This is a genomic window from Vibrio quintilis, from assembly GCF_024529975.1.
In the GTDB taxonomy this organism is placed as follows: domain Bacteria; phylum Pseudomonadota; class Gammaproteobacteria; order Enterobacterales; family Vibrionaceae; genus Vibrio; species Vibrio quintilis.
Genome location: NZ_AP024897.1, coordinates 512,268 through 525,116, shown reverse-complemented (window position 1 = coordinate 525,116; position 12,849 = coordinate 512,268). Strand labels below are relative to the sequence as shown.

General features: G+C 43.3%; 6 protein-coding genes and 1 riboswitch. Of the genes, 5 read left to right on the top strand and 1 reads right to left on the bottom strand.

Going from position 1 to position 12,849, the window contains the following annotated elements:
* Nucleotides 1–92 precede the first annotated feature (92 nt).
* The 4 genes from galU (at nt 93) to lysC (ending at nt 7,415) form a co-directional block, all read left to right on the top strand.
* Entirely contained in the window at nt 93–965 is an 873-nt protein-coding gene (gene galU, locus OC443_RS02535) for a UTP--glucose-1-phosphate uridylyltransferase GalU (RefSeq protein ID WP_073580759.1), read from the top strand.
* Between the two features lie 144 nt (nt 966–1,109).
* Complete coding sequence (gene uvrA / locus OC443_RS02530) at nt 1,110–3,932, top strand: excinuclease ABC subunit UvrA (RefSeq protein ID WP_073580757.1); 2,823 nt, start codon at nt 1,110–1,112, stop codon at nt 3,930–3,932.
* 69 nt (nt 3,933–4,001) lie between these two features.
* Entirely contained in the window at nt 4,002–5,720 is a 1,719-nt protein-coding gene (locus OC443_RS02525) for a PglL family O-oligosaccharyltransferase (protein WP_073580755.1), read from the top strand.
* A 53-nt stretch (nt 5,721–5,773) separates the two neighbouring features.
* Nucleotides 5,774–5,951, top strand: a riboswitch (Lysine riboswitch).
* Nucleotides 5,952–6,062: 111 nt separating this feature from the next.
* On the top strand, nt 6,063–7,415 hold the full coding sequence (gene lysC / locus OC443_RS02520; RefSeq protein ID WP_073580967.1) for a lysine-sensitive aspartokinase 3: 1,353 nt from the start codon (nt 6,063–6,065) through the stop codon (nt 7,413–7,415).
* Nucleotides 7,416–7,524: 109 nt separating this feature from the next.
* Here the strand turns inward: lysC and metH are convergent, their stop codons facing one another.
* Complete coding sequence (gene metH / locus OC443_RS02515; RefSeq protein WP_073580753.1) at nt 7,525–11,205, bottom strand: methionine synthase; 3,681 nt, start codon at nt 11,203–11,205, stop codon at nt 7,525–7,527.
* 183 nt (nt 11,206–11,388) lie between these two features.
* On the opposite strand from metH, the gene OC443_RS02510 reads away from it, so the two are divergent.
* On the top strand, nt 11,389–12,675 hold the full coding sequence (locus OC443_RS02510) for a cation:proton antiporter (protein WP_073580751.1): 1,287 nt from the start codon (nt 11,389–11,391) through the stop codon (nt 12,673–12,675).
* Nucleotides 12,676–12,849 lie beyond the last annotated feature (174 nt).

The following is a 12,849-nucleotide window of genomic DNA, read 5'->3' as shown; positions in this document are numbered from 1 at the left end:
ATGGTGTCTCCCGCGAAAAGTGATAGAGTAACACCCTAAATAACCTAGTGATAAACAGATAAAAATTCAGAGATAAATAAGGCGTTTGCAATATGATCAGAAAGTGTCTTTTCCCTGCGGCCGGTTATGGAACCCGCTTTCTTCCGGCAACAAAGTCCATGCCTAAAGAAATGATGCCAGTCGTTAACAAGCCATTAATCGAGTATGGTGTAGATGAGGCAATACAGGCTGGAATGAATGGCATGTGTATCGTCACCGGACGGGGCAAGCATTCTATCATGGATCATTTTGATACGAATTATGAATTAGAGCATCAGATTAAAGGTACAAACAAAGAAGATTTACTCATTGATATTCGTCAGATCATTGAAACAACTCATTTTACCTATATTCGTCAAAGAGAAATGAAAGGCTTAGGCCACGCAATCCTGACGGGAAGAGAGCTGGTCGGAGATGAACCTTTTGCCGTTGTTTTAGCGGATGACTTGTGTGTCAATGAATCTGACGGCGTTCTGGCGCAAATGGTGTCACTGTTCAAACAATTTCGCTGTTCTATCGTAGCAGTACAGGAAGTTCCGGAAGATGAAACCCATAAATATGGTGTTATCTCTGGTGAAATGATCAAAGACGATATCTTTCGTGTTGACGATATGGTTGAAAAACCTGAACCAGGAACAGCCCCCAGCAATCTGGCCATTATCGGACGTTATATTCTGACGCCGGATATCTTTGATTTGATAGAACAAACTGAGCCCGGAAAAGGTGGGGAAATTCAGATTACAGATGCTTTACTCAAACAAGCAAAATCGGGCTGTGTACTGGCTTATAAATTTAAAGGTAAACGATTTGATTGTGGAAGCGTTGAAGGCTATATAGAGGCCACAAACTATTGTTACGAAAATTTATATAAGCAAAACCAGAAAAAAGTAGCGCTGGACCAACACGCTACAACTAAAGAAGAGTAATAATTCCGAAGGCAATCTATTCTAAGATTGCCTTTCTTACTTATACTGTCATTTTATCTACTGTTATTTTATACAGTAAAATGACTTGCAGATTTACGACTCTGTGTAATACTAAGCCATTCTATGTGACACAGAGCGATGAAGATGGACAGTATAGAAGTCAGAGGTGCCCGCACTCATAACCTCAAAAATATCAACCTGACAATCCCCCGGGATAAACTCATTGTCATCACTGGACTTTCAGGTTCAGGTAAATCATCCCTTGCATTCGATACACTGTATGCTGAAGGACAAAGACGCTATGTTGAGTCCCTTTCTGCTTATGCAAGACAGTTTCTTTCTCTGATGGAGAAGCCTGATGTTGAACATATTGAAGGGCTGTCCCCCGCAATTTCTATAGAACAAAAATCGACGTCTCATAATCCCCGTTCGACAGTCGGCACAATCACCGAAGTTTATGATTATCTTCGTCTTCTTTATGCCCGCATCGGTGAGCCACGATGTCCAACACATAAGGTTCCCCTTGCAGCACAAACAATCAGCCAAATGGTGGATAAAGTTTTAGAGCTCCCCGAAGGGTCTAAAATGATGCTGCTCGCCCCAATCATTAAAGAGCGCAAAGGTGAGCACGTAAAAACATTAGCTAACCTTGCCGCTCAGGGATTTATCCGGGCGCGTATAGATGGAGAAACCTGTGACTTATCCGATCCGCCAACACTCGAATTACATAAAAAGCATACGATTGAAGTCATCGTCGACAGATTTAAGGTGCGGGATGAACTGAAACAACGCCTGGCTGAATCATTTGAAACAGCGCTGGAACTCTCCGGCGGTGTTGTCGTCGTCAGCCCGATGGATGGCTCAGGTGATGAAATTGTTTTTTCCTCTAACTTTGCCTGCCCCCATTGCGGTTATAGTATGCAAGAGTTAGAACCCCGGCTTTTTTCATTCAATAATCCCGCTGGCGCCTGCCATACGTGTGATGGCTTAGGCGTTCAACAATACTTTGATCCTTCTCGGGTGATTCAGGATAAAACACTCAGTCTGGCTCAGGGAGCCATCCGCGGTTGGGATAAGAAAAATTTCTATTACTTTCAGATGCTGACCTCTCTGGCTGAACATTATGATTTTGACCTGGACAGTCCATTTGAGACATTACCGAAAAAAATTCAGGATATTATTTTAAAAGGCTCCGGCACACAGTCGATTGAGTTTAAATACGTCAATGACCGGGGGGATATCCGTGTCAAACATCATCCTTTCGAAGGTATTCTGAATAATCTCGAAAGACGATATAAAGAAACTGAATCCAACAGTGTCCGGGAAGAACTGGTTAAATTTATATCTACCAAGCCCTGTGCCTCATGTCATGGAACCCGTCTTCGCAAAGAAGCACGCAATGTTTTTGTGAATGAAACGACGTTACCGGAAATTGTAGAACTCAGCATCTCTGATGCACTCTGTTTTTTCGAATCACTCCAGCTGGAGGGCCAGAAAGCCAGAATTGCAGAAAAAGTCATGAAAGAAATCAATGACCGCTTACAATTTCTGGTCAATGTTGGTCTGAATTACCTCAATTTATCACGGAGTGCAGAAACACTATCAGGTGGAGAAGCCCAGCGAATCCGCCTTGCCAGTCAGATAGGCGCCGGATTAGTTGGTGTCATGTATGTTTTAGATGAGCCATCTATCGGCCTTCACCAACGGGATAACGAAAGGCTCCTTAAAACGCTGACTCACCTGAGAGATTTAGGGAATACCGTCATTGTAGTTGAACACGATGAAGATGCGATTCGCTCAGCCGATCATATTATAGATATTGGTCCCGGCGCAGGTGTTCATGGTGGTCATGTTGTTGCTGAAGGAACTTTTGAAGACATTATCAATCAGCCCGAATCCTTAACCGGATGTTATCTGAACGGAAGCAAAAAAATTGAAATTCCGGCAGAAAGAACCCCTAAAAATCCAGACAAAGTTCTCGAGCTGACAGGGGCAAGCGGAAATAACCTGAAGCAGGTAAATCTTTCAGTTCCGGTTGGATTATTCACATGTGTCACTGGTGTTTCCGGCTCAGGGAAATCAACACTGATCAACGACACACTGTTTAAAATTGCGCACACAGCTTTAAACGGGGCAACAACAGCTGAACCTGCCGCCTATAAAAAAGTCAAAGGACTTGAACACTTTGACAAGGTCATTGATATCGACCAGAGTCCAATTGGCCGGACTCCCCGTTCAAACCCGGCAACATACACAGGTATTTTTACACCAATCAGGGAGCTGTTTGCCGGCACTCAGGAGTCCCGCTCCCGCGGATATAAACCCGGGCGGTTTAGTTTTAATGTGAGAGGCGGGCGGTGTGAAGCATGTCAGGGTGACGGGGTAATTAAAGTTGAGATGCATTTTTTACCTGATGTTTATGTCCCTTGTGATGTGTGTAAAGGTAAACGATACAACAGGGAAACGCTTGAGGTTAAATATAAAGGAAAAACAATTGATGAAGTTCTGAGTATGACTGTCGAGGATGCGAGAACATTTTTTGATCCTGTTCCGGTCATCGCCAGAAAACTACAAACACTCATAGATGTTGGTTTGTCCTATATTCGTCTGGGCCAGGCTGCAACCACTCTTTCCGGAGGTGAAGCACAAAGAATCAAACTGGCCAGAGAACTCTCCAAGCGAGATACCGGAAAAACATTGTACATTCTGGATGAGCCCACAACAGGACTGCATTTTCATGATATACAACAGCTCCTGAGTGTTCTTCACCGGCTAAGGAATCATGGTAATACCGTGATTGTGATTGAACATAACCTTGATGTCATCAAGACTGCCGACTGGATCATCGATCTGGGGCCGGAAGGTGGCCAGGGCGGCGGAAAAATTATTGCACAGGGAACACCTGAAGAAGTCTCCGAAATTGAAGGCTCTCATACCGCAAGATTTCTACAACCTATGTTAAGATAGAAGAACTCATACAAACTTTGCATGTTAGGTTTTCTGAATCCGAACATATATGAATGAAATCAGCAGAAAATGGCGATAGTACTCATCCGGGGGACGAATCTGGCACCGTCCCCTAAAAAACCACCTCTGAACCGATCTTTTATATATGCCGTAGGGTTTATGTATCTGGTTGCTTTTCATGTTCCACTGCATCACTTCACCGGAACAGGACTAGAGCTTCCCAGTAATGTCATGAGCTGGATTTCTGTCAGTTTTTGTATTTCCATTGGCTTACTGCAAAGCATCCGGACAAAGAAAGTAAGGTATTCAAAACTATCAGTTGGCTTACTCCTTTGCTGCATATTAATGACATTTCCTGTGGTTTACAGTCAATCCTCATTTGAAGGCAGTATTTATCGTATTCTTGCACTATGGGGCGGGTTCTTACTCTTCTTATCCATTCAGCAATTTATTTTTTCCAACAAGCAAAAGAACCGACTCATATGGTTTATTGTTCTGGCGTGCTTACTGGAAGGAGCCATTGCTTACTGTCAAATTCTGACGAGTGAAAATCTTTCAACAGTAAACCTCTGGGGTGTATTTCCTACCGCGAATACATTTGCAACATTTCTGTCAACCGGGCTACTTGCCTCCGGTTACCTGCTTTGCCGACATCTGAAGAAATATCAAAAACAAGTCAGTATCGCGAGCTTATTATACCTGACACCATTAGTCTGCATTCCACTTATTATTCTGACGCTCTCTCTCATCGGATGGAGTTCTGCGATTTTAGGCATTTGTATTATTTTTCCCTATTTATACAGATTTGCCAGCAGAAAGAGACTATGGGGATGGTCTGCATCAACTGCGACAGGAATCATTTTAGGTATTTCTACGCTGTGTTTTTTTCATCCACAACCTTTTCATCCTGATGGCCTGAAAGGTATTGAGCATTTGAAAGTCAGTCTGGAGCAGACTTCTGACATGTTCATTGAAAAACCATTTACTGGCTATGGATACGGACAGTTTGAAGAAGAGTATGTTCTGTACAGTGCACGCCAGCATCAACTGAATCAGAGTTATCCGGCACCTCAACCCGCTCTGACCCATCCCAGCAATGAAATATTATATTGGGGAATCGAAGGGGGCATTCTCCCGGTTCTGGCCATGCTTCTTGCCGTTTTATTTATATTGCTGAGAATTTATTACGCAAAATCAAAGACACGCCTTGCCACTCTATCCTTACTGTTCCCTATTGCACTTCATAGCCAACTGGACAATGTGTTTGCCCTCTCAAGCATACACTGGATAACGTTTGTAATTTTATTATTCTGGACCGACCAGCGTGTTGCGAAATATAAGAACATAGACCTCAAACCGATTGCTATCAGGCTTATTCATATTATTATTTATATACTGCCAGCCACAACATGTTGTTATATGGGAGGTGTGCTCGCAACTCAATATGCATTGAGCCAGTATAAAAGCACCCATGATAGACGCTGGCTAAATATCATCAATCATCCATTTATCTGGGAAGATAGCCTCATGCAGGCCCGGCTTGCTTATGCACTGAAAAAAACAGAAACAAAACAGCTGGACTCATTTAAGCCCTGGCTTCTTAATCTCATCAGAAGAGAGCCAAGACCGGAGTATTACCACTCTCTCATCAATCTTTATCAGAAGATGGGAGATATAAATCATGCGGAACAAACCCGTCTGGAAGCGCTATATCTGTTCCCGGATTTTGAGGTGCAGGCCATTCAGAAGAAAACTGAACTCCAAAATAAGAGAATTATTCACAATTAGTACATAATTTTTCATTGACATCCAACGAACAAACACGTTCAATAACCAAGCTATCCAGCGGAAGAGGAGCACTGCCCAGGCAGATGTTTTGTGGAGCCTCAACTCCAATACAAAACATTCAGGGGGAGCAGTGCCGAGATGAGTCAAAATTGCGGATTTGATTTGTCGGTTGAATGGGCTGAATCCCTTCAACTGTCATTAGTATCACACTGATGAAGAGCTTCTGAGGTCACCTGCCGTGTATCACCTCTATACTTGCTCTGGGAAATACTCTCTTCGAATACTGGTCTTGGTTAAACCAGCAATAGTTTTATATTTTGAGATATCGTGGGAGAACATGCCGTGAGTGCATTTAACGTCGCCAAGTTTGGTGGAACAAGTGTCGCTAATTTTGAAGCAATGAGCCGTTGTGCAGCCATTGTAGAAAACAATCCTGAAACCAGACTGGTCGTAAGCAGTGCCTGTTCTGGTGTGACAAACGTACTGGTTGAATTAGCCAATGGGGTTCAGGATGCCGAAAGAAGATCAGCCTTAATAGATCAGTTACACAAAACTCATTTCTCCATTGTTGAACAGTTAAAAGAGCAATCTCAGGTTAAAGAAGATCTCCTGTTCATTCTGGATAGAATCAACAGCTTTTCTGAAGCAGCTTCGGTTCAGTCAACCAATAAGCTGACTGATCACCTGGTTGCCTGCGGTGAACTGATGTCAACACATATTCTGACTCAGTTAATGAAAGACAGAGGTCTTGATGCTGTCAGGTTCGATATCCGGGAAATATTACGTACCGATGATAATTATGGCAGAGCTGAACCTCAGGTTGAGTCAACAGCGACTTTAGCAAAAGAAAAATTAACGCCTCTCTGTAAAGAACACATAGTCATTACTCAGGGATTTATAGGCTCAGATGAGGAAGGGAATACAACAACACTGGGACGCGGTGGAAGTGATTATTCTGCTGCTCTCATCGCAGAAGCTGTTCAGGCCTCCGGGCTGGAGATATGGACGGATGTTCCGGGCATTTATACAACCGACCCCCGTATTGCTCCCAAAGCGATGCCGATTCCGGAGATCAGCTTCAGCGAAGCTTCTGAAATGGCGAACTTTGGTGCCAAAATTCTTCACCCTTCAACATTGCTCCCTGCACTGCGACATGGAATTCCTGTATTTGTCGGTTCATCCCGGGAACCTGATAACGGCGGCACCTGGATACGCAAGCGTGTCACAAGTTCTCCGTTATTCAGGGCTCTGGCTCTCCGGGCGAATCAAACCATGGTCACTATCCGGAGTGCCAAGATGTTTCATGCCTATGGTTTTCTTGCCAAAGTGTTTGAAATTCTGGCAAAACACAAGATTTCCGTTGATTTGGTAACAACTTCAGAGATTAGTGTCTCCATTACACTTGATAAGACAGATACATCTGGCGGCTCTCCTGAATTACCTCTGGCTGTACGCGCTGAACTGGAAGAACTGGCACATGTTGAAGTCGAACGAAATCTGAGTTTAATCGCTTTAATCGGGAATCAGATGGAAACTCAGGGCTATGCCAAAAAAGTATTCAGCACATTAGGTGACTATAATTTACGTATGATTTGTTATGGTGCCAGTGATCATAATCTATGTTTTCTTGTTGATGCAGGTGAGGCAAATAATGTAATTCAACAGTTGCATCAGGAACTATTCGAAACAGAATAATAAAAGATAACAATAACGAAGAATGTATCTTTTGGAGGCAGGCTGAAACCCGCCTCCTTTTTTATTTCCTGGCAACCTGAAGATATCTGATTCAGGTCATTGGAGAATATTACTCTGTCATATTCGGCGCCAGCCACTTCTCAGCTTCTTCCCGGGTCCAGCCTTTTCGTGCCGCGTAATCATCAACCTGGTCATCCTGAATTTTGGCAACCGCAAAATATCTTGAATCAGGATGTGAGAAATACCAGCCAGAAACGGAAGCACCCGGCCACATTGCATAGCTTGTCGTAAGTGTCATTCCGATATTTTTTTCCACATCAAGTAACTGCCAGATAGGCTCTTTCTCCGTATGTTCAGGGCAGGCAGGGTAACCCGGTGCCGGTCGAATTCCCTGATATTTTTCCCGGATTAATTCATCCTGAGATAATTGCTCATCTGCAGCATACCCCCAAATATCTTTTCTTATCCGCTCATGCAAATATTCAGCAAACGCTTCAGCCAGACGATCAGCAACTGCCTGAATCATAATTGCATTATAATCATCACCGGCAGCTTTATAGGCATCAGATAACTCTCTTTCCCCGATACCGGCAGTCACTGCAAAAGCACCAATCCAGTCTTTTTTACCGGTGAACAAAGGGGCTATATAATCAGAAAGACAATAGTTAGCGCCTTTCGGCTTTTCTGTCTGTTGCCGCAAATGATGCAAGGTACAGGCGATTTCTGTTCTGCTATCGTCAGTGAAAACCTGAATATCATCCCCCACACTGGCTGCCGGAAATAATGCACAAATACCCCGTGCTTTGATTAAACCTTCTTTTTCGATACGATCTAAAAACTCATTCGCATCATCGAACAACCTCCGGGCTTCCTCTCCAACTTCTTCATGCTCTAAAATTGCAGGGTACTTGCCTGAAAGCGACCACGTCATGAAAAATGGCGTCCAGTCAATATACTCGCGTAATATTGAGACATCAAAATCGTCAAATACCTGAATCTGACTATTGACGGGAGCGGGAGGCGTATAACTGTTCCAGTCAATCTTAACTGAATTTTCTCTGGCTTGTGCTAATGTAACCGGCTTTGTTCTTGGGGTCTTACGCGCGTGTTGCTCCCGGACTCTGTCATAGTCCAGATCCAGTTTTTCAACAAATGCAGGACGTAGTTCATCAGATAATAGTGATGTACAGACACCAACAGCTCTTGAAGCATTACTCACATACACAACCGGGTGTTTATAGTTTTGTTCGATTTTTACCGCTGTATGTGCTTTTGATGTTGTAGCGCCACCAATCATCAGTGGAATTGTAAACCCCTGTCGCTCCATCTCTTTCGCAACATGGACCATTTCATCCAGTGAAGGCGTGATCAAACCAGATAACCCGATAATATCGACATTTTCTTCTTTAGCGACTTTTAATATTTTTTCACATGGCACCATCACGCCAAGATCGATGATCTCGTAGTTATTACACTGAAGAACAACCCCGACAATATTCTTTCCGATATCGTGAACATCACCTTTTACGGTTGCCATCAAGATCTTACCGTTAGAAGCACCTGCTTCTTTCTCATCTTCAATATAGGGCTCAAGGTATGCAACGGCTTGCTTCATAACCCGGGCTGATTTAACAACCTGAGGCAGGAACATTTTTCCTTCGCCAAACAAGTCACCAACAACATTCATCCCATCCATTAATGGGCCTTCGATTACATCTAAAGTTTTCACTGCCTGCTGCCGGGCTTCTTCGGTATCTTCAGTAATAAACTCGGTAATCCCTTTAACCAATGCATATTCAAGCCGTTTTGCCACATCCCACGAGCGCCACTCATGAGATGATGTATCATCTTTCTTTCCTACTGCATTTTCCCGGTATTCATCGGCCAGGTCGAGTAATCTCTCTGTTGCATCCGGACTGCGGTTTAAAACCACATCTTCAACAGCGTGACGCAATTTTTCAGGTACATTGTCGTAAATCTCAAGCTGTCCTGCATTCACGATCCCCATATCCATGCCATTTTTAAAGCAGTGATAAAGGAAAACAGCATGAATTGCCTCACGGACATAGTTGTTGCCACGGAATGAGAAAGACACATTGGAGACACCGCCAGAAATCATGGCATGAGGCAGATCACGCTTGATATCTGCCACGGCATTAATAAAGTCCACAGCATAATTATTGTGCTCTTCAATCCCTGTTGCTATGGCAAAAATATTCGGATCAAAGATAATATCTTCCGGTGGGAACCCAACTTCATCAACTAATATCCGGTAAGCCTGTGTACAAATTTCAAGTTTTCTTTCTCTTGTATCTGCCTGACCATCTTCATCAAAAGCCATGACAACAACGGCGGCACCATAGCGACGAATTTTCCGGGCCTGTTCAACAAACTTATCTTTCCCTTCTTTTAAGGATATTGAATTCACAATACCTTTGCCCTGGATACATTTCAGCCCCGCTTCAATAACTTCCCATTTCGATGAATCAACCATGATAGGAACTTTGGCAATATCCGGCTCTGAAGCACAAAGGTTCAGGAACCTGGTCATACATGCTTCGGCATCAAGCATCCCTTCATCCATATTAATATCGATAACCTGCGCGCCATTTTCAACCTGTTGCCGGGCGACTTCCAGAGCTTCATCGTACAATTCATCTTTAATCAAACGCTTAAAGCGGGCAGACCCGGTCACGTTTGTTCTCTCACCAACATTCACAAATAACGACTCTTTTTCTATCGTTAAAGGTTCTAAACCGGCAAGACGACAGCCAACAGAAAGCTCAGGTAGCTGACGCGGCGGCACGCCATCAACAGCCCGAGCCATCTGACGGATGTGTTCAGGTGTTGTGCCGCAACATCCGCCGACAAGATTAAGAAAACCACTTTGAGCCCACTCCCCGATATGTTCTGCCATATCTTCCGGAGAAAGATCATATTCCCCGAAAGCATTCGGTAACCCGGCATTTGGGTGAGCTGAAACATATGTTGCAGAGATTCTCGACATTTCCTCAACATACTGGCGGAGTTCATCTGGTCCAAGAGCACAGTTCAATCCAAAGGAAAGCGGATTCACATGACGTAGTGAGTTGTAAAAGGCTTCGGTTGTCTGGCCGGAAAGCGTTCTTCCTGATGCATCTGTAATTGTTCCGGAAATCATAATGGGCAATTCAATCTGAAGCTCTTCAAAAACCGATTCCACAGCAAACAAACATGCTTTGGCGTTTAAAGTATCAAAGATCGTTTCAATCAGGATTAAATCCACCCCTCCTTTCACTAAAGCGCGGGTGGATTCGGAGTAAGCCTCAACCAAATTATCAAATGTAATATTACGGTATCCGGGGTCATTCACATCCGGAGAAATTGAACAGGTCCGGTTCGTCGGACCAAGTACACCGGCTACAAAGCGGGGATGATCCGGGGTCTTTTGTGTCCATTCATCGGCCACGGCTCTGGCAAGTGCTGCGGCAGCATAATTAATCTCGGCACTCAATGACTGCATATCATAATCAGCCATTGCAATTGAAGTCGCATTAAATGTATTGGTTTCCAGAATATCGGCACCGGCCTCAAGATAAGCCGCATGAATTTTCTGGATTAACTCAGGCTGCGTTAAAACCAATAAGTCATTATTTCCTTTTAAATCACAGTGCCAATCAGCAAAACGTTTCCCACGATATTCTTCTTCATCAAGTTTATGCTCCTGAATCATGGTTCCCATGCCACCATCAATCAAAAGAATACGCTTCTCTAACTGTTCAGCTATTGGATGCTTTACTTCACTCGCCATGTGCCTTTCCTGTTCAATTCCTTTCCTACAACAATCCTATCACACCCAATACAGAAATCTAGACGTCCATATGGATATAAAAAAAATAGTTGCTATATGCAATTTTTACAGGAAAAAATGATTGATATTTATTCATCATCAAAGGAAAATTTTAAACCTTATTATTAACAAGAAGAACAAGTAATGTCGGTCTATCACACTTTATGTTTTCTTGCTGCTGCGGCAATGCTGATCGCATTCGTCAACAGCAAGATCAGCCGGATGCAAACAACCATTGCAATCACGGCCGGATCAATGATTCTCTCATTGATCATCCTCATTGCCGGACAAAACAATTGGTTTCATTTAACTCAAATTGCGACTGAAACGGTTACAGATATAAACTTTGAAAATTTTCTGCTGAAAGGAATCTTAGGATTTCTGCTCTTTGCCGGAGGGCTGGGGATCAAACTACCCAATCTGAAAGATCAAAAGTGGGAAATTACGATTCTGGCCTTAGGGGCCACGTTAATATCAACCTTTTTTATTGGATTTGTGCTTTATGGTATTTGTCTGTTAATCGGAATCAATCTCCATCTGATCTACTGCCTGCTGTTTGGCGCATTAATATCTCCAACGGATCCAATTGCTGTTCTTGCGATTGTAAAAAAACTGAATGCTCCCCGCAGAATCTCAACACAAATTGAAGGTGAATCCCTTTTTAATGACGGATTTGGTCTGGTTATTTTCGTCACCCTGTTTTCTATTGCCTTTGGTTCCAGTACTCCGACAGTCGGTAGTGTGACTTTATTATTCATTCAGGAAGCAATTGGAGGAGTTATTTATGGTTTTGCTCTTGGTGTCCTCTTTCACTATTTGATCAGCTCAACCAATGATCACTCAATGGAGCTCCTGCTCACAATTGGGGTGCCAACAGCGGGATATGCATTTGCAGAGGTTATCCATGTTTCTGGTCCTCTGGCAATGGTTGTTTCCGGCATTATGATTGGGAACTGGACCCGTTTTATAGGCTTTTCTAAAGAGAGTGAAGAACATTTGGATCACTTTTGGGAATTGGTTGATGAATTCCTGAATGGCGTTCTTTTCCTGTTAATTGGTATGTCGATGTTGTTGTTCAGATTTCATGAAGAAGACTGGATTTTAATGGCGATAGCAATTCCTCTGGTTTTAGCTGGCCGATATATCAGTGTTTTCATAGCCTATATCGGTTTTAAGCGCTATCGTCAGTATAATCCATGGTCAATCAATATCTTAACCTGGGGTGGTCTCAGAGGAGGGCTTGCATTAGCAATGGCGTTGTCAATCCCATCAGGTATTCTGGTTATCCCGGATAAGCTAATTGATGTCAAAGAGCTGATTCTCGTCATGACTTACGCTGTTGTTGTCTTTTCAATACTGGTTCAGGGCTCAACAATCACCCCTATGATTGAAAAAGCTAAAAAGCTCGAAACTGAACACGATCAAGACTAATAACGATTTTCCCTACTTGTTCCGGAGGAGGTTCAGCAGAGCTTTCTCCGGTTGTTAACCCCCAGAATAAGACCATTCCTATTAATTTTGTGATCGAATGATACCAATCCGGCAAATTAACTGGTCAGGTTTATCCACTCTCTCGAGCACATCTTGGTGACTCTTAAGATATTC

Coding starts and splice junctions, on each gene's coding strand:
- galU (WP_073580759.1), top strand. CDS start 93: ATGATCAGAAAGTGTCTTTTCCCTGCGGCCGGTTATGGAACCCGCTTT.
- uvrA (WP_073580757.1), top strand. CDS start 1,110: ATGGACAGTATAGAAGTCAGAGGTGCCCGCACTCATAACCTCAAAAAT.
- OC443_RS02525 (WP_073580755.1), top strand. CDS start 4,002: ATGGCGATAGTACTCATCCGGGGGACGAATCTGGCACCGTCCCCTAAA.
- metH (WP_073580753.1), bottom strand. CDS start 11,205: ATGGCGAGTGAAGTAAAGCATCCAATAGCTGAACAGTTAGAGAAGCGT.
- OC443_RS02510 (WP_073580751.1), top strand. CDS start 11,389: ATGTCGGTCTATCACACTTTATGTTTTCTTGCTGCTGCGGCAATGCTG.